At 69.0% G+C, this 22,330-nt stretch carries 20 protein-coding genes; 9 read left to right on the forward strand and 11 right to left on the reverse strand.

Annotation, left to right across the window (positions count from 1 at the left end):
- Positions 1-22 precede the first annotated feature (22 nt).
- Positions 23-1,369 (forward strand): sigma-54 dependent transcriptional regulator, encoded by a 1,347-nt coding sequence (algB, locus tag LPB260_RS04765; protein ID WP_208707501.1) that lies wholly within the window; start codon positions 23-25, stop codon positions 1,367-1,369.
- A complete protein-coding gene (locus LPB260_RS04770) occupies positions 1,366-3,141 on the forward strand; it encodes a KinB sensor domain-containing domain (RefSeq protein WP_256625498.1) in 1,776 nt (591 codons plus the stop codon). The genes algB and LPB260_RS04770 overlap by 4 nt, the downstream gene beginning before the upstream one ends.
- Positions 3,142-3,151: 10 nt before the next feature.
- Here LPB260_RS04770 and LPB260_RS04775 read toward each other — a convergent pair whose 3' ends face one another.
- The gene (locus LPB260_RS04775) at positions 3,152-3,928 is read right to left on the reverse strand and encodes an N-acetylmuramoyl-L-alanine amidase (RefSeq protein WP_208707504.1); all 777 of its coding nucleotides are present in this window, start codon (positions 3,926-3,928) and stop codon (positions 3,152-3,154) included.
- Positions 3,925-4,518: a MarC family protein gene (locus LPB260_RS04780; RefSeq protein ID WP_208707507.1), complete on the reverse strand. Its 594-nt coding sequence runs from the start codon at positions 4,516-4,518 to the stop codon at positions 3,925-3,927. Before LPB260_RS04780 ends, LPB260_RS04775 begins: the two co-directional genes overlap by 4 nt.
- 192 nt (positions 4,519-4,710) lie before the next feature.
- On the opposite strand from LPB260_RS04780, the gene LPB260_RS04785 reads away from it, so the two are divergent.
- The gene (locus LPB260_RS04785) at positions 4,711-6,129 is read left to right on the forward strand and encodes a DASH family cryptochrome (protein WP_208707509.1); all 1,419 of its coding nucleotides are present in this window, start codon (positions 4,711-4,713) and stop codon (positions 6,127-6,129) included.
- A gap of 18 nt (positions 6,130-6,147) precedes the next feature.
- On the opposite strand, the gene LPB260_RS04790 is transcribed toward LPB260_RS04785, so the two are convergent.
- The 5 genes from LPB260_RS04790 to LPB260_RS04810 form a co-directional block, all read right to left on the reverse strand.
- Positions 6,148-8,079 (reverse strand): GGDEF domain-containing protein, encoded by a 1,932-nt coding sequence (locus LPB260_RS04790; protein WP_208707511.1) that lies wholly within the window; start codon positions 8,077-8,079, stop codon positions 6,148-6,150.
- Positions 8,076-8,957: an endonuclease/exonuclease/phosphatase family protein gene (locus LPB260_RS04795; RefSeq protein ID WP_208707514.1), complete on the reverse strand. Its 882-nt coding sequence runs from the start codon at positions 8,955-8,957 to the stop codon at positions 8,076-8,078. Before LPB260_RS04795 ends, LPB260_RS04790 begins: the two co-directional genes overlap by 4 nt.
- A 23-nt stretch (positions 8,958-8,980) precedes the next feature.
- Positions 8,981-9,610, reverse strand: coding sequence for a thiol:disulfide interchange protein DsbA/DsbL (locus LPB260_RS04800; RefSeq protein WP_208707517.1), 630 nt, complete (start codon positions 9,608-9,610; stop codon positions 8,981-8,983).
- 155 nt (positions 9,611-9,765) lie between these two features.
- On the reverse strand, positions 9,766-10,374 hold the full coding sequence (locus tag LPB260_RS04805) for a cytochrome c (protein ID WP_208707519.1): 609 nt from the start codon (positions 10,372-10,374) through the stop codon (positions 9,766-9,768).
- 46 nt (positions 10,375-10,420) lie between these two features.
- Complete coding sequence (locus tag LPB260_RS04810; RefSeq protein WP_208707522.1) at positions 10,421-10,711, reverse strand: cytochrome c5 family protein; 291 nt, start codon at positions 10,709-10,711, stop codon at positions 10,421-10,423.
- A gap of 247 nt (positions 10,712-10,958) precedes the next feature.
- Here LPB260_RS04810 and yihA point away from each other — a divergent pair, with 247 nt between their 5' ends.
- The gene (gene yihA, locus LPB260_RS04815) at positions 10,959-11,597 is read left to right on the forward strand and encodes a ribosome biogenesis GTP-binding protein YihA/YsxC (protein ID WP_208707524.1); all 639 of its coding nucleotides are present in this window, start codon (positions 10,959-10,961) and stop codon (positions 11,595-11,597) included.
- 312 nt (positions 11,598-11,909) lie between these two features.
- Here yihA and polA read toward each other — a convergent pair whose 3' ends face one another.
- Complete coding sequence (gene polA, locus LPB260_RS04820) at positions 11,910-14,693, reverse strand: DNA polymerase I (protein ID WP_208707527.1); 2,784 nt, start codon at positions 14,691-14,693, stop codon at positions 11,910-11,912.
- 74 nt (positions 14,694-14,767) lie between these two features.
- Between polA and LPB260_RS04825 the strand changes: the two genes are divergently transcribed.
- Together LPB260_RS04825 and LPB260_RS04830 are read left to right on the forward strand one after the other, a co-directional pair.
- On the forward strand, positions 14,768-15,052 hold the full coding sequence (locus LPB260_RS04825) for a DUF2782 domain-containing protein (protein ID WP_208707529.1): 285 nt from the start codon (positions 14,768-14,770) through the stop codon (positions 15,050-15,052).
- A gap of 12 nt (positions 15,053-15,064) precedes the next feature.
- Positions 15,065-16,015: a homoserine kinase gene (locus tag LPB260_RS04830; protein WP_208707532.1), complete on the forward strand. Its 951-nt coding sequence runs from the start codon at positions 15,065-15,067 to the stop codon at positions 16,013-16,015.
- Between the two features lie 80 nt (positions 16,016-16,095).
- On the opposite strand, the gene LPB260_RS04835 is transcribed toward LPB260_RS04830, so the two are convergent.
- The 3 genes from LPB260_RS04835 to znuA form a co-directional block, all read right to left on the reverse strand.
- Positions 16,096-16,782 carry an NrdJb gene (locus LPB260_RS04835; protein ID WP_208707534.1) on the reverse strand — a complete coding sequence of 229 codons (687 nt, stop codon included), beginning with the start codon at positions 16,780-16,782 and terminating at the stop codon, positions 16,096-16,098.
- A 41-nt stretch (positions 16,783-16,823) separates the two neighbouring features.
- Positions 16,824-18,965, reverse strand: a complete 2,142-nt coding sequence (locus LPB260_RS04840) for an adenosylcobalamin-dependent ribonucleoside-diphosphate reductase (protein WP_208707537.1) — start codon at positions 18,963-18,965, stop codon at positions 16,824-16,826.
- Between the two features lie 173 nt (positions 18,966-19,138).
- The gene (znuA, locus tag LPB260_RS04845) at positions 19,139-20,146 is read right to left on the reverse strand and encodes a zinc ABC transporter substrate-binding protein ZnuA (RefSeq protein ID WP_208707538.1); all 1,008 of its coding nucleotides are present in this window, start codon (positions 20,144-20,146) and stop codon (positions 19,139-19,141) included.
- Positions 20,147-20,212: 66 nt separating this feature from the next.
- On the opposite strand from znuA, the gene zur reads away from it, so the two are divergent.
- From zur to znuB, 3 genes are read left to right on the forward strand one after another with little or no spacing between them, the layout of a single operon-like run.
- A complete protein-coding gene (zur, locus tag LPB260_RS04850) occupies positions 20,213-20,698 on the forward strand; it encodes a Fur family transcriptional regulator (RefSeq protein WP_208707541.1) in 486 nt (161 codons plus the stop codon).
- On the forward strand, positions 20,695-21,498 hold the full coding sequence (gene znuC, locus LPB260_RS04855) for a zinc ABC transporter ATP-binding protein ZnuC (protein ID WP_208707544.1): 804 nt from the start codon (positions 20,695-20,697) through the stop codon (positions 21,496-21,498). The genes zur and znuC overlap by 4 nt, the downstream gene beginning before the upstream one ends.
- Complete coding sequence (znuB, locus tag LPB260_RS04860) at positions 21,491-22,279, forward strand: zinc ABC transporter permease subunit ZnuB (RefSeq protein WP_208707547.1); 789 nt, start codon at positions 21,491-21,493, stop codon at positions 22,277-22,279. The genes znuC and znuB overlap by 8 nt, the downstream gene beginning before the upstream one ends.
- The last annotated feature ends 51 nt before the right edge of the window (positions 22,280-22,330 follow it).

A 22,330-nucleotide genomic window follows, 5' to 3' on the forward strand; every position in this document is an offset into this window, starting at 1 on the left:
ACCCAGCCATCGGAGCAGGCACATGCAAGCAGCAGAACGACAGAACGGACGCATCCTCCTGGTCGACGACGAAGCGGCGATCCTGCGCACCTTCCGCTACTGCCTGGAGGACCAGGGCTACCAGGTGGCCACGGCCAGCAGCGCGGCCCAGGCCGAGGCCCTGCTGCAGCGCCAGGTCTTCGACCTGTGCTTCCTCGACCTGCGCCTGGGCGACGACAACGGCCTGGACCTGCTCGCCCAGATGCGCAACCAGGCGCCCTGGACCCGCGTGGTCATCGTCACCGCCCACTCGGCAGTGGATAGCGCGGTGGACGCCATGCAGGCCGGCGCCTGCGATTACCTGGTCAAGCCGTGCAGCCCCGAACAGCTGCGCCTGGCGGCGGCCAAGCAACTGGAGGTGCGCCAGCTGGCGGCGCGCCTGGAGGCGCTGGAGGGCGAGGTGCGCAAGACGCGCAACGAGCTCGACTCCAACAGCCCGGCGATGATGGCGGTGCTGGAGACCGCCCGCCAGGTCGCCGACACCGACGCCAACATTCTCATCCTCGGCGAATCCGGCACCGGCAAGGGCGAGCTGGCGCGCGCCATCCACGCCTGGAGCCCACGGGCGAAGAAGGCCTGCGTGACCATCAACTGCCCCTCCCTGACCGCCGAGCTGATGGAAAGCGAGCTGTTCGGCCACAGCCGCGGCGCCTTCACCGGCGCCAGCGAGAGCACCCAGGGGCGGGTCAGCCAGGCCGACGGCGGCAGCCTGTTCCTCGACGAGATCGGCGACTTCCCCCTGACCCTGCAGCCCAAGCTGCTGCGCTTCATCCAGGACAAGGAATACGAACGGGTCGGCGACCCGGTGACCCGCCAGGCCGACGTGCGCATCCTCGCGGCGACCAACCGCGACCTGGCGACCATGGTCGCGCAGGGCCAGTTCCGCGAGGACCTGCTCTATCGGCTCAACGTCATCAGCCTGACCCTGCCGCCGCTGCGCGAACGCCGCGAGGACATCCTCGACCTGGCCGAGCGTTTCCTCGCCCGCTTCGTCAAGGAGTACGCCCGCCCCGCACGCGGCTTTGCCGAGGAGGCCCGCGCCGCGCTGCTGGACTACGCCTGGCCGGGCAATATCCGCGAGCTGCGCAACGTCGTCGAGCGGGCCAGCATCATCTGCCCCGAGGAGCGGGTCGGCCTCGCCCACCTCGGCCTCGGCGAGCAACCGCCGAGCAGCGCGCCGCGGGTCGGCGCCGAGTTGAGCCTGGACGAACTGGAGAAGGCCCATATCGCCGCGGTGCTGGCGGACAGCGCGACCCTGGAGCAGGCCGCCAGGACCCTCGGCATCGACGCCTCGACCCTGTACCGCAAGCGCAAGCAGCTGGGCCTGTGAAGCTGCGCGGCCAGCTGTTCCTCGGCAGCAGCGCGCTGATCACCCTGGCCCTGCTCGGCCTGCTGCTGGGCATGTTCGGCGTGTGGCAGTTGACCAAGGCGCAGAGCCAGGCCATGACCCGCAACCTGGCGATCATCGAGGCCTCCCTCGGCCTGCGCCAGGAGATGGGCACCCAGGTGATCCTGATGCTCAGCGACACCCTCGACCGCGCGGCCCTGGAGGCCTCCAACCGGCGCTTCCAGGGCTGGCTCGACGAGGCCCGGGAGGGCGCGGTGAGCGCCAGCGACCGCCAGGCGCTGGATGCGATCGCCAGCGCCTACGCGCTGTTCGAGCGGTTGCTGGACCAGCCGCTGGCGGTGCGCCGCGGACTGCTCAACGACGACACCTTCGTCCAGGCCCTGCAGACCCTGCGCGATCGTATCAACGCGGTGCAGCAGCGCTACGTGGCGGCGGTGGACAGCGCCCAGCAGGACGCCCGGCGCCACGCCTGGCTGGTCACCGTGCTGCTCGGCCTGGTGGGGCTGGCGGTGCTGCTGCTCGGCTTCATCAGCGCCCACAGCTTTGCCCAGCGCTTCGGTGAACCGATCGAGGCCCTGGCGCGCGCCTCGGACCAGATCGGCCAGGGCGACTTCCAGGTCACCCTGCCGCTGTCGCCGATTGCCGAGCTGAGCGCCCTGAGTCGGCGCTTCGGCCTCATGGCCGAGACCCTGCGCCAGGTGCGCAACAGCAATGTCGAGGCGCTGCTGGCCGAGCAGCGGCGCCTGCAGGCGGTGCTCGACAGCATCAGCGACGGCCTGCTGATCGTCGACCGGCGCGGCCGCCTGGAACACTTCAACCCGGTCGCCCGGCGCCAGCTCGGCTGGCAGCAGGAGCAGCTCGGCCAGCCCCTCGGGCGGGCGCTGCAACACCCCGAACTGGATGAGCAGGTGCACCGGGTGCTGCAGGGCGAAACCCTGCGGCAGGCACCTGCCGACCTGGCGATCGAAGCCGGCGGCGAATCGCGCCTGCTGAGTTACAACCTGACCCCGGTGAGCCACGACCAGGGCCACCTGCTCGGCGCGGTGATGGTGCTGCACGATGTCACCGAGCAGCGCGCCTTCGAGCGGGTGCGCAGCGAGTTCGTGCTGCGCGCCTCCCACGAACTGCGCACCCCGGTGACCGGCATGCACATGGCATTCGGGCTGCTGCAGGAGCGCCTGCAGTTCCCCGCCGACTCGCGCGAAGCCGACCTGCTGCAGACCCTCGACGAGGAAATGCAGCGCCTGCTGCGCCTGATCGACGACCTGTTGAACTTCTCCCGCTACCAGAACGGCCTGCAGAAGCTCGAGCGCGCGCCCTGCGACCCGGGTGAGCTGCTCGGCCAGGCCCGTCAGCGTTTCGCCGAGCGGGCGCAACAGCGCGGCATCACGCTGACCCTGGAAGTGCCGCAGGGGCTGCCGCGCGTGCCGCTCGATCGCCTGCAGATCGAACGGGTGCTGGACAACCTGATCGGCAACGCCCTGCGCCATGGCCACAGCGGCGGCTGCATCCGCCTGCAGGCGCAACGCCGCGGCGAACGGCTGGAGCTGAGCGTCGAGGATGACGGCGAGGGCATTGCCTACGGCCAGCAGGCGCGCATCTTCGAGCCCTTCGTCCAGGTCGGCGGCAAGGCCGGCGGTGCCGGCCTCGGGTTGGCGCTGTGCAAGGAGATCGTGCAGCTGCACGGCGGGCGCATCGGCGTGCAGTCGCAACCGGGGCAGGGCGCGCGCTTCTACCTGGAGCTGCCGGTCTAGGCGCCGCGGCTCAGGCCTGCTCGTTGAGCAGCAGCAGCAACGCCGCCGTCTCGGCATCCGGCTCGCCGTCGTAGCGCTGCGGCCGGTATTTCATCTGGAAGGCCGCCAGCACGTTGCGGGTGGCCTTATCCAGCTCGCCGTGAGCGGGCACCTCGTAGCCCTGGCGCGCCAGCTGCGCCTGGAACCAGGCCACGCTCGGCAGGCTGTTGGCGAACAGCGCCCGCTGGCGCGCCAGCGCCTGGGCGTCCGGCCAGGGCAGCAGGCCGGCCTCGGCCAGGCGCTTCCACGGGAACAGCGGGCCCGGATCGACCTTGCGCTGCGGCGCCACGTCGCTGTGGCCGATGATGCTGCCGGGCGCCAGCTGGTGGCGCTGCACGATGTCCTTGAGCAGCGCGATCAGCGCATCGATCTGCTCCGGTGGATAGGCCTGCCAGGTGCGCCCGTCGGGGCCCTCGCTATAGCCCTGGTTGACCAGCTCGATGCCGATCGAGGTGCCATTGAGCCAGGTCCGCCCCTGCCATTGGCTCTGCCCGGCGTGCCAGGCGCGGCGGTCCTCGTCGACCAGCCGGTAGATGGTCGCCGGCGCATCGCCGATCAGGTAGTGGCTGCTCACCTCGCCCTCGGTCAGCAGGCGCAACGAGCGCGCCATGTCGGTCGAGGTGTAGTGCAGGATGACGTACTGCACCCGGCTGCTCTGGCCGAAGGCGCTGTACTGAGTATCGACGCGCGGGCCGTGGACGCAGCCGCCGAGCAGGGCCAGACAGAGGGCAAGACACAGCACTCTCATGGGCGGATGTGCAGCACGCTTTGCAGGTTGTCCAGCAGCATGTCGACGCTGAGCATGATCAGCAGCATGCCCATCAGCCGCTCCACCGCGGTCAGCCCGCGGGCGCCGAGAAAACGCTGCAGGAACGAGGCCTGCAGGAGGATGAAGGCGGTGGCCGCCCACGCCAGGACGACCGCCAGGTACAGCTCCCAGAGCGGCCCCTCGTGGGTGTTGCGCAGGGTCATCAGCACCGCCAGGGCCGAGGGCCCGGCCACCGCCGGCGTGGCCAGCGGTACCAGCATCGGCTCGCCGTCCGGCACGTCGCCGAGCAGGCCCTGGGGGCTGGGAAAGATCAGGCGCATGGCGATGACGAAGAGGATGATGCCGCCGGCGATCGCCGTCGCCTCGCGCGACAGGCCCAGGCCGCTGAGCACCTTGTCGCCGAAGGTGAGGAACAGCAGCAGCAGGGCCAGGGCGAACAGCAGCTCGCGGCCGGCCACCCACAGGCGGCGCTTGGGCGCGACGTTCTTCAGGGCGGCGATATAGATGGCGATATTGCCGAAGGGGTCGGTGACCAGAAAGATCAACGCGGCGATGCCGAAAATTTCCATGCTGCACTCCTTAACGCATCGCCACAGTTTAGTGACAAGCGCGGCGTCCGTCTGTCGGTAAAGCGTCCTTCAGCCGGCGGATCGGCCACGCCCGTCAGCCCGTGGCTGACAGGGCGGCAGCAGTGGGACAGAGTAGGGACGCCCCTGCAGTAGTTTCCCTTTGGGCTTTGTCAGGCTTGCGAGGACCCCGCTATGCACGCCCTGCTCTGGTTCAAACAGGATCTGCGACTCGACGACCACCCGGCCCTGCAGGCCGCCCTGAGCGCCGAACGCCTGCTGCCGCTGTTCGTCTTCGACCCGGCGCTGCTGCAGCCGGGCGAATACGGCATGCGCCGCCTCGGCGTGCACCGCACGCGCTTCCTCCTGGAGAGTCTCGCCGCGCTCAATGGCGCCTTGCGCCAGCGCGGCTCCCAGCTGCTGGTGCTGCCGGGCCGCGCCGAGCAGGTGATCCCCCGGCTGGTCAGCCGCCTGGGCCTGGACCGGGTGCTGACCCTGGAGGAGATCGCCCCGGACGAGCGCGCCCAGCTCGAGCGGGTGCAGCGTGGCCTCGGCGAAGTGCCGCTGCAACGACTGGAGGGTAACGGCCTGCTGCGCAGCGCCGAACTGCCCTGCGCGGTCGACCAGCTGCCGGCGGTGTACAGCCAGTTCCGTGAACTGCTCGAGCAGCGCCTGCAGGTGTTTCAGCCACAACCGGCGCCGAGCCGAATGCCGCCGCTGCCCGAAGGTGCCGAGGCGCTGTTGCAGCCGTTGCCCGGCCTGTCCCGGCTGGGCCTCGGCGAGCCGCTCAGCGTGCCGGCCAGCGCCTTTCCCTTCTCCGGTGGCGAAGCAGCCGGCCAGGCGCGGCTGCGTGACTACCTGTGGGACAGCCAGGCGGTGCGTCACTACCAGCAGACCCGCAACCAGCTGCTCGGCAGCGAGTACTCGTCGAAGTTCTCGCCGTGGCTGGCCAACGGCAGCCTGTCGCCCCGGCGTATCGTCGCCGAGCTGCGCCGCCATGAGGCCCAGGCCGGGCGCAACGACTCGACCTATGCGCTGTGGCTGGAGCTGCTGTGGCGCGAGTTCTTCCGCTGGACCCTGGTGCGCCACGGCGCCGCGCTGTTCCGCGCCGGCGGGGTGAAGGCCACCGAGCGCGCGCCGCGGCGGCTCGATCAGCGCTTCCAGCGCTGGTGCCAGGGGCGCACCGGCCTGCCGCTGGTGGACGCCAACATGCGCGAACTGGCGGCCACCGGCTTCATGTCCAACCGCGGCCGCCAGGTGGTCGCCAGTTATTTGATCAACGACCTGCAACAGGATTGGCGGCATGGCGCCGCCTGGTTCGAGGAGCACCTGCTCGACTACGACCCGGCCAGCAACTGGGGCAACTGGGCCTACCTCGCCGGGGTCGCCTGCGACCCGCAGCGCAGCCGGATGTTCAACGCCCTGCGCCAGGCCCGCGCCTATGACCGCGACGCCGCCTACGTCAGCCTCTGGCTGCCGGAGCTGCGCCACCTGCCCCCGCACCTGCGACACACGCCGTTCCTGCTGCCGCAGCGGCAACTGCAGGCACTGAACTATCCACGTCTGGAACAGATCCCGGAGACCTGGCGGCCCTACCTGCCGAAGGCCGCCTGACGCCGCAGGCGGCGTGCCTCAGCCGCGCTCGATGCGGTTGCGCCCGCCACGCTTGGCCCGGTACAGCGCCTGGTCGGCGCGCTCCAGGACCTGGTCGCTGCGCTCGCCCTCGGCGAATGCGCTGATGCCGGCCGACAGGGTGATGCCCACCCGCTCGCCGCGGAAGTGGAACGGGCAGCCCTGGATTCCCTCGCGCAGCGTCTCCAGCAGCTGCAGGCCGCCGTCGAGCGGGGTCGAGGGCAGCAGCAGGACGAACTCCTCGCCGCCGAAGCGGGCGATGAAGTCGATCTTGCGCAGGCGCTTGCGCAGCTCCTGGGCGATGATTTTCAGCACCTTGTCCCCGGCCAGGTGACCGTAGGCGTCGTTGATTCCCTTGAAGTGGTCGATGTCCACTATCGCCAGCAGCAGGTCGCCGCCGTAGCGCTGCCAGCGGGCCAGCTCCAGGTCCAGTCGCTCGCCCCAGGCGGCGCGGTTGGGCAGCCCGGTGAGCGGGTCAAGCAGGGCCTTCTGCCGCTGCTCTTCCAGGTGCTGGCGAAAGCCCTTGGCTTCCTCCTCCATGTGCGCCACCCGCTCGACCAGCGTCTGCAGCCGCCCGCCCACCTGCTGGTCGCGTTCATCGCGCTGGCGCTGGTACTGCTGCATGGTGTCGAGCAGGCCATTGAGGCGACTCTCCACCAGCTCCTTCAGGCTGCCCAGGTCGGTCGCCTGGCGCACGCTGCTGTGCAGGCCGTCGACCTGCTGGCGCAGTTCGCTGTCCAGCCCGCGCACCACGCTGAGGGACTCGGCGTAGTCCTCGTGGGCGTCCTGCAGGGAGCCCTGGAAGGTCGCCAGGCGCTCGTTGAGCTGTTTGAGATAGACCTCGAAGTCGCGCTGGCCGACATCGGCGATGGCCAGCATCAGCACGGCCAGGTCGTCCAGCACCGGCACCAGCTCGTAGAGGTTCAGGCCGGCGCGGATCCGCTCGCGCAGCAGGTCGGCCTGGGCCTGGTGACGCTCCGGCAGGGGCAGCTCATCCAGCAGGCCGAGCAGGCTCGCCTCGACACGCTCGGCAATGGCGCTGTAGCCGGGTTCGGGCGGCGCCGGCAAGGCATATTCGACATCCGCCACCGGCTCGCTTGGCGCGGGCTCCACCAGCCCGGCATCGGCTAGCTGCTCCGCTTCTGGCTCTGGCTCTGGCTCCACAGCCTGCGCGCCCGGCAGCAGGTCCGCCGGCGCGGGCAGGCTGTCCAGCGGCGGCAGGCCAGGCGTCCGTTCGGCCATGGGCGCGGCGTCTGCCTGTGCCGACGAGGCCACGGCTGCCGCCGGTGCGAGGGCCGCCGCGCCCGGCGGCAGTGCCTGGGGCGGCGCCTGCCGGGTTGCCGGCGCCTCGAGCGCAGGCGCAGCAGCGGCAGCGCCTGGCGCGGCGCCGGGCGCCAACGGCTCGCTGCCGTCACGTCCACCGAACCAGCGCTGCAGCAGGCCGGGCCGCGCGGGCTGGCCCTGGCTGCGCTCGGCCAGCGCCCGCTGCTGCAACTGCGCCAGCTCGGCGAGCAGCACCGGCAGCTCGCGCATCTGCCCGACGCGCGCGTCGAGGCCCTTGGCGAAGCGCTTCAGCGGCTTGTGCACCTCGCGCGGCAGGTCCAGCTCGAGCAGCGGCTCGACCAGCCCCGCCAGCGCGCCGGCGACCTGGGCGATGCGCTGCTGGCGCTGTTTTTCCGAGTCGAGCACCGCCCGTTCCAGGCGCGGCACCAGGGCCGCGAGGCCGACATCGATGTCGTCGCGGCGGAGGATCTCGCGCAGATCCTGCATGCATTGATCGACCGCCTTGTCGGCGCCCTCGGCGGCCAGGCTGCTGCGCACCAGGCCGCGGCGCATCAGGTCGAGGCGGGCGTCCCAGCGCCGCTCGAGTTTTTCCTGCTGCTCGAGGCTGGCCAGGTACTTGTCCTTCCAGCGCTGCGCGTCGTCGCTCATCTCAGGTCCCCCGCGCGGGTACCACTCAGCACCGGCGTGCGGCGCGACTCGGCACCGTTCGGCAGGCGAATCTCCACGGCCACCGGCAGGTGATCGGAGATCGGCAGCGACAGCACTTCGAAACGCTCCAGCTGCAGCTGCGGACTCAGCAGGATGTGATCGAGGCAGCGCTGCGGCCGCCAGCTGGGAAAGGTCGCCTCGAGCTGCGGCGCCAGCAGGCCTAGATCGCGCAGCGGCGAGTGCTGCAGCAGGTCGCGGGCATGGGTGTTCATGTCGCCCATCAGCACCTGGTGACGGTAGTCGCCGATCAGCTCGCGGATATAGGCCAGCTGGCGCGTGCGGGTGCGCGCGCCGAGGGCCAGGTGCATCATCACCACCACCACGGCATCGGGCCCCTCGCCGAGGCGCAGGAGCATCGCCCCGCGCCCGGGCGGCCCCGGCAACGGGTGGTCCTCCAGCAGGCTGGGGCGCAGGCGGCTGAGCACGCCGTTGCTGTGCTGGGCCAGGCGGCCGAGGTTGCGATTGAGCTGCTGGTACCAGTAGGGGAAGGCGCCGAGGTGGGCCAGGTGCTCGACCTGGTTGACGAAGCCGGAACGCAGGCTGCCACCGTCGGCCTCCTGCAGCGCCACCAGGTCGTAGTCGGCGAGCAGGGCACCGATGCGCTGCAGGTTGCCGGCGCGCCCGGGGTGCGGCAGCAGGTGCTGCCAGCCGCGGGTCAGGTAGTGGCGATAACGCTCGGTGCTGATGCCGACCTGGATATTGAAGCTGAGCAGACGCAGACGGCCGCCACTGGGCCAGTCGGCGGCAGGTGCGCAGCCCGGGTTGACCCGCGGATCACACAAGCCTGCCTGGCGTGCGTTGGACCATCTGCGCAACATGCTCGGCGCTCGCGGCGTGCCGCTTACTGCGCGGCACGCTCCTGGGCGATCAGGTGGTCAGCCACCTGCAGGGCCTGCTGCGGGCCGCCGGAGCTGCCGATATCGAAGCGGTACTTGCCGTTGACGATCATCACCGGCACGCCGCTGATCTGGTAGGCCATGGCCAGCTTCTTGGCCTTCTCCATCTGCCCCTTCACGGCGAAGGAGTTGTAGGTGCTGAGGAACTTGTCCTTGTCGACGCCCTGGGTGGCGAGGAACTCGGCCAATTCCTCGGGGGTGGCCAGCTTCTTGCCTTGCTTGTGGATGGCCTCGAACACCGCGTCATGTACCTTCTGCTCGACCTTCATGCTTTCCAGGGTGATGAAGGCCTGGCCGTGGACGTTCCACACGCCACCGAACAGCGCCGGCACGCGCACGAAGTTGACGTCCTCGGGCAGCTGCTCGACCCACGGATTGATGGTCGACTCGAACTGATAACAGTGCGGGCAGCCGTACCAGAACAGCTCGACCACTTCGATCTGCCCCGGCTTGGACACCGGCACCGGGCTGGTCAGCTCGACGTACTGCTTGCCGGCCTGGATCGGCTCGGCCTGAGCAGCCATGCCAAACAGGCTGGCGGTGGCGAGGGCGGCACTGAGAATCAGGTTACGCATGTGTGACTCCTTGACGATTGAGCGGCGCCCTGTGGCGACCAGCGTTCGACCCGCCGGGGCGGTTCCGGGTTCCAAGCATTGTAGCGGGGCGACAAACGAAAAAGGGTGGCCGAAGCCACCCTTTCCCTGTCACAGCATTGCAGGCTGTTTCCGCATCAGTGCAGGCCTTGCACGTAGCTGGACAGCGCTTCAATGTCCTTGTTGCTGAGCTTGGCCGCGATGCCGCGCATGATCTGGCTGTCGCCGTCATTGGTGCGGTTGCCCTCGCGGAAGTCGGTCAACTGCTTGGCCACGTAAGCCGCGTGCTGGCCGCCCAGCTGGGGGAAGCCGGCCGCGTCGAGGCCGGCGCCGTCCGGCGAATGGCAGCCGGTGCAGGCCGGCATGCCCTGGTCCAGCTTGCCGCCGCGGAACAGGGCTTCGCCCCGAGCCACCAGCTTCGGGTCCGCCGCGCCGACGCTCATCTTCTGGCTGGCGTAGTAGGCCGCGATGTCGGCCAGATCCTGCTCGCTGAGGTTGTCCAGCAGGCCGGTCATTTCCACCACGCCACGATTGCCGGACTTGATGTCGTTCAGTTGCTTGAGCAGGTAGCGCTCGCCCTGACCGGCCAGTTTCGGGAAGTTCGGTGCAGCGCTGTTGCCATCGGCGCCATGGCAGGCACCACACACGGCGACCTTGCCCTGACCGGCGGTAGCGTCACCGCCAGCGGCTTGGGCCAGGCCGGTGATGCCCAGGGTCAACAGCAGACTCACGAGTACTTTGTTCATCAGCTAATCCAACTACGGCTAAGAGAGAAAGAGTTTTGCGTCGGACCTACTCGGCCATCAATTCGATGACCGCCTGGTAGTCCTCTGCGGTGCAGTCCATGCACAAACCGCGGGGCGGCATCGCATTCAGACCATTGGTGACGTTCTGTACCAGTACGTCCATGCCCTTGGCCAGACGCGGCTCCCAGGCAGCCTTGTCACCCCGTTTCGGCGCCATCGGCAGTTGACCGTTATGACAGGCCGCACAGGCGCGAGCGTACACGGCCTCCGGGTCCTGAGCGGCCTGGACCTGGAGCGACAGCATCGACACAACGGCGGCTAGCACTATTTTTTTCATGAGATCAGCCTCATCGGGGAGGGGAACGGCCTGCTTTCTACGGGCAGATGATCTATCGCGTTCCCGTGAACACCTATCCAGCAGTTGGGACAAAGCGCACACAAAATCGCCGGCATTATATACTGGCGCCACTGAAACGGAAACGACGCCACTTGCCGCGCGCCGCTGCGCCCGGCAGGCTGCGCGCAAATGTCGCAAGGGCCACGCGCTGTCCCACCTCCCACGCCCGCCCTCAACGGATGCCCCGATGCAAGCCAAGAACCCCATTATCGGTCTGTGCCAACAGGCCAGCTTTCTCATCAGCGCCGCCAAGGTCGACCAGTGCCCGGACGACCTCGGCTATGAAGTGGCCTTCGCCGGCCGTTCCAACGCCGGCAAATCCAGCGCCCTGAATACCCTGACCCATGCCAGCCTGGCGCGCACCTCGAAGACCCCGGGGCGTACCCAGCTGCTGAACTTCTTCCGCCTCGACGACGAGCGCCGCCTGGTCGACCTGCCCGGCTACGGCTACGCCAAGGTGCCGATCCCGCTGAAGCAGCACTGGCAGAAACACCTGGAGGCCTACCTGGGCAGCCGCGAGAGCCTGCGCGGCCTGATGCTGATGATGGATATCCGTCACCCCCTGACCGAGTTCGACCAGATGATGCTGGACTGGTCGGGCGCCAGCCAGATGCCCATGCACATCCTCCTGACCAAGGCCGACAAGCTGGCCTTCGGCGCGGCCAAGAACGCCCTGCTCAAGGTCCAGCAGGAGATTCGCAAGGGCTGGGGCGAGCGGGTCAGCATCCAGCTGTTCTCGGCGCCCAAGCGCCAGGGCGTGGAAGAGGCCCAGGCGGTGCTGGCCAACTGGCTGGAGCTGGGCCAGACGGCCGCGGCCGAGGACTGAGCAGGCAGCCGGAGGGGCGCGGAGACTTTCTTGCGGACAAAAAAAACCCCGAGCTTCGTATGGGGAGGGAGAAGTTCGGGGTTTAAGGCTCTGAACCGCTAGGGCGGGGTTCAGATGTCTGCCAACACTTAACACAACATCAGGAGCATCGAAGGGCCTGTCGGCCATTCCTAGACTCTGACTGCCCGCGCAAACGCAAAGTTCAGGCGCTTTTTAAAATCTATTGGTAATAAAAACCCCAATAGTTGAGAGATTCTGATTCTAAAGAGCCCGCGCCCTGTGCCCCGGGCGCCGGCTCCACCAGCCCGGGGCTCAGTGCGCCTCGTCCCAGTTGTCGCCCACCCCGACCTCGACCAGCAGCGGCACGTCCAGCTCCGCGGCGCCGCCCATCAGCGCCTTGATCCGCTCGCCGACCTGCTCGACCAGGTCCTCGCGCACCTCCAGCACCAGTTCGTCGTGCACCTGCAGGATGACCTTGGCGTCCAGCGCGGACTCGCTCAGCCAGGCGTCCACGGCGACCATGGCGCGCTTCATGATGTCCGCGGCGGTGCCCTGCATCGGCGCGTTGATCGCCGTGCGTTCTGCGCCCTTGCGCAGGGCCGGGTTCTTCGCGTTGATCTCCGGCAGGTACAGGCGGCGACCGAACAGGGTCTCGACGAAGCCTTGCTGGGCCGCCTGCTCGCGGGTGCGCTCCATGTAGGCCAGCACCCCCGGATAGCGGGCGAAATAGCGGTCGATATAGGCCTGGGACTGCTTGCGGTCGACGCCGATCTGCTTGGCCAGGCCGAAGGCGCTCATGCCGTAGATCAGGCCGAAGTTGATCGCCTTGGCGCTGCGCCGCTGGTCCGTGCTCACCTCGTCCAGGGCCACGCCGAACACCTCGGCGGCGGTGGCGCGGTGCACGTCGAGGTCATGGCGGAAGGCGTCCAGCAGGCCGGCGTCCTTGGCCAGGTGGGCCATGATGCGCAGCTCGATCTGCGAATAGTCGGCGGCCAGCAGCTTGTAGCCCTTGGGCGCGACGAAGGCCTGGCGGATGCGCCGGCCCTCGGCGGTGCGGATCGGGATGTTCTGCAGGTTCGGGTCGCTGGAGGACAGCCGCCCGGTAGCCGCCACCGCCTGGTGGTAGCTGGTGTGGATGCGCCCGGTACGCGGGTTGATCTGCTCCGGCAGGCGGTCGGTGTAGGTGCTCTTGAGCTTGCTCAAGGAGCGGTACTGCATCAGCACCTTGGGCAGCTCGAAGTCCTGCTCGGCCAGCTCGGCGAGCACCGCCTCGGCGGTGGACGGCTGGCCCTTGGCGGTCTTGCTGAGAATCGGCAGGCCGAGCTTGTCGTAGAGGATCACCCCCAGCTGCTTGGGCGAGGCCAGGTTGAACTCCTCGCCGGCGATGGCGAAGGCCTGGCGCTCCAGCTCCACCAGCTTGTCGCCGAGCTCCTGGCTCTGCTGGCCGAGCAGCTTGGCGTCGACCAGCGCGCCCTGGCGCTCGATACGCGCCAGCACGGGCACCAGCGGCATCTCGATCTCGCGCAGCACCTTGGCCAGGGACGGCTCGGCCTCGAGTTTGGCCCACAGGCACTGGTGCAGGCGCAGGGTGATGTCGGCGTCTTCCGCCGCGTAGGGCCCGGCCTGCTCCAGGGCGATCTGGTCGAAGGTCAGCTGCTTGGCGCCCTTGCCGGCGATGTCCTCGAAACGCACGGTGCTGTGGCCGAGGTACTTGAGGGACAGGCTGTCCATGTCGTGACGGGTCGCGGTGGCGTCCAGCACATAGGATTCGAGCATGGTGTCGAAGGCCACGCCTTGCACATGGATCGGCGTGGAGGCGTTGGCCAGGACATTGATGTCGTACTTGGCGTGCTGGCCCACCTTGGCCTTGGTCGGGTCCTCGAGGATCGGCTTGAGCGCACTGAGCACCGCGTCGCGATCCAGCTGCTTGGGCACGCCCATGTAGGAGTGGGCCAGGGGGATATAGGCCGCCTCGTGGGCACTGACTGCGAAGGACAGGCCGACCAGCTGCGCCTGCTGGGGGTCGAGGCTGGTGGTTTCGCTGTCGAAGGCAATCAGTTCGGCGCCCTTGAGCTTGTCCAGCCAGGCCTCGAGCTGCGCCTGTTCGAGGACGATCTGGTAGTCCGACTCGACGGCGGCGGCCTCATCTGCCGCCGCGTCGGTTGGCGCGGCGAACAGGTCGCCGGCCGGCGCCGCGGCCTGCTCGGCCAGGCGCTTGTCCTGGCGCAGCAGCTCGTCCAGCCAGCTCTTGAACTCCAGCTCGGCGTACAGCTCGGCCAGCGCCGCCCGGTCCGGTTCGCCCGGGTGCAGGGCGTCGATCTCGATGTTCAGCGGCACGTCCAGCTTGATGGTCGCCAGCTCGTAGGACAGGTAGGCCATCTCGCGGTGCTCGGCGAGCTTGGCCGACAGCGTCTTGGCGCCGCGGATCGGCAGTTCCGCGACCTTGTCGAGGTTGGCGTAGAGCACGTCGAGGCCGCCGCCGAGGCCGACCAGCAGGCCCAGGGCGGTCTTCTCGCCGACCCCGGGGACACCGGGAATGTTGTCGACCTTGTCGCCCATCAGCGCCAGGTAGTCGATGATCAGCTCGGGACCGACGCCAAATTTCTCTTTCACGCCATCCACGTCGTAGACGCTTCCGGTCATGGTGTTGACCAGCGTAACGTGCGGGCAGACCAGCTGCGCCATGTCCTTGTCGCCGGTGGAAATCACCACGTCGCGGCCCTGGGCGGCGCCCTGCCGGGCCAGAGTGCCGATCACGTCATCGGCCTCCACCCCCTCGACGCACAGCAGCGGCAGGCCCAGGGCGCGCACGCTGGCGTGCAGCGGCTCGACCTGCACCCGCAGGTCATCGGGCATCGACGGCCGGTTGGCCTTGTACTCGGCATAGAGTTCGTCGCGGAAGGTCCCGCCCTTGGCGTCGAAGACCACCGCGAAGGGGCTGTCCGGGTACTGCTTGCGCAGGCTCTTGAGCATGTTCAGCACGCCCTTGACCGCGCCGGTGGGCAGGCCCTTGGAGGTGGTCAGCGGCGGCAGGGCGTGGAAGGCGCGGTACAGGTACGAGGACCCGTCGACCAGGACGAGAGGGGCTTGGCTCATGAGCAGGATCAACCTTTTCGGCGGGGGCAGCGCTAGAATGACTGCACCAATGACGACAAAAGGACAAGGTTATCATGCACACACTCAATCGCCTGATGCTGGCCTGCGTGCTGGCGCTTGGTTCCGTCGCGGTCCACGCCGAGGACCCGGTGTCCGGCGATCCGGACGTGACCATTCGCCAGGAGGGCGACAAGACCATCGAGGAATACCGGGTCAATGGCTTCCTCTATGCAATCAAGGTCACGCCGAAAGGCGGCAAACCCTACTTCCTGGTGCGTGCCGATGGCAGCGATGGCAACTTCGTGCGCTCCGACCATCCGGACATGCTGATTCCGGCGTGGGAAATCTTCAAATGGTAAAGCGATCCTGATATGTCGGTTTTCACCCCCCTCGAACGCCATGAACTGGAAGCCTTTCTCGCGCCCTACGGGCTCGGTCGCCTGCGCGACTTCCAGGGCATCGCCGCCGGTAGCGAGAACAGCAATTTCTTCGTCAGCCTGGAGCAGGGCGAATTCGTCCTGACCCTGATAGAGCGCGGCCCGAGCGGCGACCTGCCGTTCTTCATCGAACTGCTCGACGTGCTCCACGAGGCCGACCTGCCGGTGCCCTACGCCCTGCGTACCGAGGCCGGCGAGGCGCTGCGCGAGCTGGCGGAAAAGCCGGCGCTGCTGCAGCCGCGCCTGCCCGGCAAGCACATCACCCAGCCCAATGCGCATCACTGCGCGGAGGTCGGCAGCCTGCTGGCCCACCTGCACCTGGCCACCCGCGGGCGCATTCTCGAGCGCAAGAGCGACCGCGGCCTGGACTGGATGCTCGCCGAAGGCCCGAGCCTGGCCCTGAAGCTGCCGGAGGCCGACCTGCCGCTGCTGCGCGACGCCCTGGCCGAAATCGCCGCGCTCAAGGCGAGGATTCTCGCCCTGCCGCGGGCCAACCTGCACGCCGACCTGTTCCGCGACAACGTGCTGTTCGACGGCAACCACCTGACCGGGGTGATCGACTTCTACAACGCCTGCTCGGGGCCGATGCTCTACGACCTGGCGATCACCCTCAACGACTGGTGCTCGGAGCCCGACGGCAGCCTCGATCAGCCCCGCGCCCAGGCCCTGCTCGGCGCCTATGCCGCGCTGCGGCCGTTCGGCGCCGCCGAGGCCGAGCTGTGGCCAGCCATGCTACGTGTGGCCTGCGTGCGCTTCTGGCTGTCGCGGCTGATCGCCGCCGAGTCCTTCGCCGGCCAGGAAGTGCTGATCCACGACCCCAACGAGTTCCTCCGCCGCCTTGCCCAGCGCCAGCGGGTCGACCTGCCCCTGCCGTTCGCCCTGTAGCGGCCCGTAGGGTGCGCCCTGCGCACCGCTTGCCGGTTACGGTGTGACCGGCTCGCACGGCGCACCCTACGGCAGCTGCCTTAGCCGCACCGGGAATAGCCGCAATTGAGGCAGGTGGCGCAGCCCTCCAGCTGCACCACCGCTTGGGTCTGGCACTTGCCGCACAGCTGCGCCCCGGGTGGGAAGCCTTCGCCGGGTTCCACCGAGGCGGCGTCCTGGCTGGCCTGGTAGACCGCCCACTTCTCCGCCAGCAGGCGCCGTTGCTGCTCATCCAGCTCATGACCCTCGAGCAGGCCGATGGCGGTCAGGTGGCGCTCCAGCACCGCGCCGATCTCCGCCACCAGCGACGGCATGTAAACCCCACCGCGCTTGAGGTAGCCGCCGCGCGGGTCGAACACCGCCTTCAGTTCCTCGACCAGGAAGGTGCAGTCGCCACCCTTGCGGAACACCGCCGACATGATCCGGGTCAGCGCCACAATCCACTGGAAGTGCTCCATGCCCTTGGAGTTGATGAAGATCTCGAAGGGCCGGCGCTGCTCGTGGGGCGTGCCGGCGTTGAGCAGGATGTCGTTGATGGTGACGTACAGGGCATGCTCGAACAGCGGCGACTTGATCTTGTAGGTCACCCCGAACAGGGTTTCCGGGCGCTGCAGGGTCTCGTCCATCTGCACCGGGGCGGGCGTCGCCTCGACCTCGGCGGCCGGCGAGGGCGGCGCCTCGTCGACCAGCTGGAAGCCCGTGATGCGTTGTTCGATCTTCACCACCATGCTCTTCTCCGCCGGGCTGCCCAGGGTCGCTGCAGCGCCGCTCAGTACTTGCCGTAATAGCCTTCCTTCAGCGCCTCGAACAGGTTGGCGGCGCTGTGCAGCTGGCCGTCGTACTCCACCTGCTCGTCGCCCTGCAGTTCCACCTGGCTGCCATCCGCCAGTTCGAAGCGGTAGCGGGTGCGCGCCAGGTCCGCCTGCTTGACCAGCACCCCCTGGAACGCCGCCGGATTGAAACGGAAGGTGGTGCAGCCCTTGAGGCCCTGGCGCCAGGCGTAACGGTAGATGTCCTTGAAGGCCTCGAAGGGGTAGTCGGTGGGCACGTTGGCGGTCTTGGAGATCGACGAGTCGACCCATTTCTGCGCCGCCGCCTGTATGTCCACATGCTCGGTGGGGCCGATGTCCTCGCTGCTGACGAAGTAGTCGGGCAAGCGCTCGGCCGGGTCCTGCGAGCCGGGCATGGCCCGCGGGTTGACCAGGCTGCGGTAGGCCAGCAGCTCGTAGCTGAACACCTCGACCCGCTCCTTGCTCTTGCGCCCGGGGCGGATCAGGTTGCGCCAGTAGTGCTGGGCGAAGCTCGGCTCGATGCCGTTGGAGGCGTTGTTGGCCAGGCTCAGGCTGATGGTGCCGGTGGGGGCGATGGAGCTGTGGTGGGTGAAACGCGCGCCGCGCTCGGCCAGGGCATCCACCAGCTCCGGCGCCTGCCCGGCCAGATGCTGCATGTAGCGCGAGTAGCGCGCATGCAGCACCCGCCCGGGCAGGCGGTCGCCGACCTTGTGGCCATCGCGGGCCAGCTCCGGGCGCAGCCGCAGCATCTGCGCGGTCACCTCGAACTCCTCGGCCAGCAGCGGCGCCGGGCCCTTCTCCTCGGCCAGCTCGAGCGCCACCTGCCAGCCGGTCAGGGCCATTTCCCGCGCCACCTCCTCGGTGAATGCACAGGCCTCGGCGCCGCCGTAGCGCAGCTTGAGCAGCGCCAGGGTCGAGCCCAGGCCGAGAAAGCCCATGCCATGGCGGCGCTTGCCGAGGATCTCGGCGCGCTGTTCGGCCAGCGGCAGGCCGTTGATCTCCACCACGTTGTCCAGCAGGCGGGTGAAGATGCGCACCACCCGGCGGAAAGCGTCCCAGTCGAAGCGCGCCGCGGCGCCGAAAGGGTCGAGGACGAAACGGGTCAGGTTGACCGAGCCGAGCAGGCAGGAACCGTAGGGCGGCAGCGGTTGTTCGCCGCAGGGGTTGGTGGCGCGGATATTTTCGCACCACCAGTTGTTGTTCCACTGGTTGACCCGGTCGATGAGGATGAAACCCGGCTCGGCATAGGCGTAGGTGGCGGCCATCAGCTGGTCCCAGAGCTCGCGAGCCGGCAGGCTGCCGTGGACCTTGCAGGCCACCCGGCCTTCGTCGTCAACGCAGTAGCCCTGCTGCAGCGGCCAGTCGCGCCAGCGCACCTGGGCCGGATCGTCGAAGTCGAGGTCGGCGCGCTCCTTGGGATGCACCGGGAACAGCAGCGGCCAGTCGGCGTCCTGCTCGACCGCCTGCATGAAGTCGTCGCCGACCAGCAGGCTCAGGTTGAACTGGCGCAGGCGGCCGTCCTCGCGCTTGGCCTCGATAAACGCCTGCACGTCCGGGTGGGCGATGTCGAAGGTGGCCATCTGCGCGCCACGCCGGCCGCCGGCCGAGCTGACGGTGAAGCACATCTTGTCGTAGATATCCATAAACGACAGCGGCCCGCTGGTCTGCGCCCCGGCTCCGGAAACCCGGGCGCCGCGCGGGCGCAGGGTGGAGAACTCATAGCCGATGCCGCAGCCGGCCTTGAGCGTCAGCCCGGCCTCGACCAGGCGACCGAGGATCGCCTCCATCGAGTCCTCGAGGGTCGCCGATACCGTGCAGTTGATGGTCGAGGTGGCCGGCTTGTAGGCCTCGGCACCGGCGTTGGCGACGATGCGCCCGGCCGGGATGGCGCCGTGGCGCAGCGCCCAGAGGAACTCCCGGTACCAGTGCTCACGCCGCTCGGGCTGCTCCACCGCCGCCACGGCGCGGGCGATGCGCTGCCAGCCGTGGTCGATGCTGGCGTCCAGCGGCTTGCCGTGCCCGTCGCGCAGGCAGTACTTCTGCGCCCAGATGTCCAGCGCGGCGGCCTGCAGGGGAATGTCAGGGGCCGTCGTCGCTGGGGACTTGCCGCGCTTGGCCATGTGCGGTCCTCCCGTCGCCGAGCCGAGCGACCCGGTGCGGGATCGACCGCCCCGACCTGTCGGCAGCCGGCGGGCGAACAGCAGGGTCGCTGACCTTTACCTTAGCCCCTGCGCGACCGCCGCGACGTTGTTCGGCCCGCCGGCAGCAGTTCCAGGCCAGGCGCCAGGCGGCGCTACAGCGGCTCGAGGCAACCGGCGAGGGTCTCGCCCAGCTGCGCCAGCAGGCGCTCGTAGCCGCTTGCGTCGACCGCCAGGCTGCCGCCCATGCCGTCCAGCTCGGCCAGGGTCACCGGCAGGCCGGCGCTCAGGGTTTCGGCCAGGCGCGGGCGCAGCGGCGGTTCGCTGAACACGCAGGCCGGTCCGCTCGCCTTCAGCCGTTCGCGCATCGCCGCCACATGGCGGGCGCCGGGCTGCACCTCGCCGGAGACGCTGAACACCCCGGCATGCTCCAGGCCATAGGCGGCCTCGAAGTAGTCGTAGGCCTGGTGGAAGACGAAGTAGGGCTTGCCGCGCACGCCACTCAGGCGCGCGCGCAGACGCTCATCGAGGGCCGCCAGGCGCTGCTCGAAGCCGGCGAGATTGCTCTGGTAGCGCGCGGCGTTGGCCGGGTCGGCGGCAGTCAGGTCGGCGGCCATGCGTGCGGCGATCACCCGGGCATTGGCCGGCAGCAGCCACAGGTGCGCATCCAGGCTGCCGGGACGGTGGGCGTGGTCGTGCTCGTCCGGCTCGGCCTGATGCTCTGGTTCGTGCCGGCCATGTGCATGCTCTGCATCGTCATGCCCGCCATGCCCCTCGTGTCCGTGGTGCTCATCGTGCTCATCGTGTGCGGCGTGCTCGTCACCGAAATGCCGCAGCTGCATCCCGGACAGGTCCTGCACCGCGACGCTGGGCTTGTCCCGCGCCTCCAGCACCCGCGGCAGGAAGCTCTCCAGGTCGGCACCGACCCAGTACAGCAGCTCCACCTTGCGCACCTGGCGCACGTCGGAAGGCCGCAGGGCGTAGTGATGCGGCGAGGCGCCCGGCGGCAGCAGCACCTCGGGCTTGCCGACACCGTCCTGGACGGCGGCGGCGATCAGCTGCAGCGGCTTGATCGAGGTCAGCACGCGGACCTCGGCCTGCACCGCAGCACTGAACGAGAGGAGGACACACAAGAGGCTGGCAGCTGAGAGTAGACGCGACACGAAGAACACCCGGGCAGGAAGAAACAGGTAATATAATAACGTCTCCCAGCCAAGGCGTCGCCGCCCATGATCCTCACTCCGCTGGCCTCACGCCCCCACGACCACTCGCGCTGCGTCAGCCAGGCCCTGGCCGAGGCCGAGAGCATCTGCACGCGCCAGGGCCTGCGCCTGACCGCTCTGCGCAAGCGCGTACTGGAGCTGGTCTGGCAAAGCCACAAGCCGCTGGGTGCCTATGACATCCTCGCTGTGCTGAGCGAGGAAGACGGTCGCCGCGCCGCGCCGCCGACCGTGTACCGCGCCCTGGACTTCCTCCTCGAGCACGGCCTGGTGCACCGCATCGCCTCGCTCAACGCCTTCGTCGGCTGCAACCGGCCGGAGCACGCCCACCAGGGCCAGTTCCTCATCTGCCGCCAGTGCCACGCGGCGATCGAGCTGGAACAGACGGCGATCAGCCAGGCCATCGTCGGCGCCGCCGCCGACGTGGGCTTCAGCGTGGAAGGCCAGACCGTGGAAGTGGTCGGGCTGTGCAGCGGATGCCGGGAGGTCGAATGAGCGATGCGCTGATCCGCCTCGACGGCGTGGGGGTCCGCTTCGCCGGGCAGGCCGTGCTGCATGACGTGCGGCTGAGCGTCGAGCCCGGACAGATCGTCACCCTGATCGGCCCCAACGGCGCCGGCAAGACCACCCTGGTGCGCGCCGTGCTCGGCCTGCTCAAGCCCGAGACGGGCAGCGTCTGGCGCAAGCCCAAACTGCGTATCGGCTATATGCCGCAGAAGCTGCACGTCGACGCCACCCTGCCGCTCAGCGTGCTGCGCTTCCTGCGCCTGGTGCCGGGGGTCGATCGCGCCAGCGCCCAGGCCGCGCTGGCCGAGGTCGGGGCCGGCCAGGTGCTCGACAGCCCGCTGCAGGGCATCTCCGGCGGTGAGCTGCAGCGTGTGCTGCTGGCCCGCGCGCTGCTGCGCAAACCCGAGCTGCTGGTGCTCGACGAGCCGGTGCAGGGCGTCGACGTCGCAGGCCAGGCCGAGCTGTACCGCCTGATCACCCGCCTGCGCGACCGCCACGGCTGCGGCGTGCTGATGGTCTCCCACGACCTGCATTTGGTGATGAGCACCACCGACCAGGTGGTCTGCCTCAATCGTCACGTCTGCTGCTCCGGCCACCCGGAGCAGGTCAGCTTCGACCCGGCCTTCGTCGAGCTGTTCGGCCAGGACGCCAAGAGCCTGGCGGTCTACCACCACCACCACGACCACGAGCACGACCTGCATGGCGCCGTGGTCAAGGAGCCGGGCGGCCTGAGCATCCAGGGCCCGCTCAAGCCGCACGTCCACGGAGATGGCTGCAACCATGGCTGATTTTCTGCTCAACGCCCTGCTCGCCGGCCTGGCCCTCGCCCTGGTCGCCGGCCCCCTGGGCTCCTTCGTGGTGTGGCGGCGCATGGCCTATTTCGGCGACACCCTGTCCCACGCCGCGCTGCTCGGCGTGGCCCTGGGCCTGATGCTGGACGTCAGCCCGACCCTGGCGGTGACCGTCGGCTGCGTGCTCCTGGCGGTGCTGCTGGTGACCCTGCAGACCCGCCAGCCGTTGGCCTCCGACACCCTGCTGGGGATCCTCGCCCACAGCACCCTGTCCCTCGGCCTGGTGGTGCTGAGTTTTATGCGCGAGGTGCGCATCGACCTGATGAGCTACCTGTTCGGCGACCTGCTGGCGGTCGGCCCGAGCGATCTGGCCTGGATTCTCGCCGGCAGCGCCCTGGTCCTGCTGGCCCTGGCGCTGCTCTGGCGCCCGCTGCTGGCGATCACCGTGCACGAGGAGCTGGCCCGGGTCGAGGGCCTGCCGGTGGCCGCGATCCGCCTGAGCCTGATGCTGCTGATCGCCGTGGTGATCGCCGTGGCCATGAAGATAGTCGGCGTGCTGCTGATCACCTCGCTGCTGATCATTCCCGCGGCCGCCGCCCAGCGCCACGCCCGCACCCCGGAGCAGATGGCCCTGGGCGCCAGCCTGCTGGGCGTCGTCGCGGTGTGTGGCGGGCTCAGCCTGTCCTGGTTCCAGGACACCCCGGCCGGCCCCTCGATCGTGGTCAGCGCCGCCAGCCTGTTCCTGCTGAGCCTGGCCTGGCCGCGGCGCACGGCCTGACGGCGGCGCATGATACGGTTTGGTGCCGCCCGGTCAGGGGGTGTAGAATTG

It is taken from the genome of Pseudomonas sp. LPB0260, assembly GCF_013388395.1.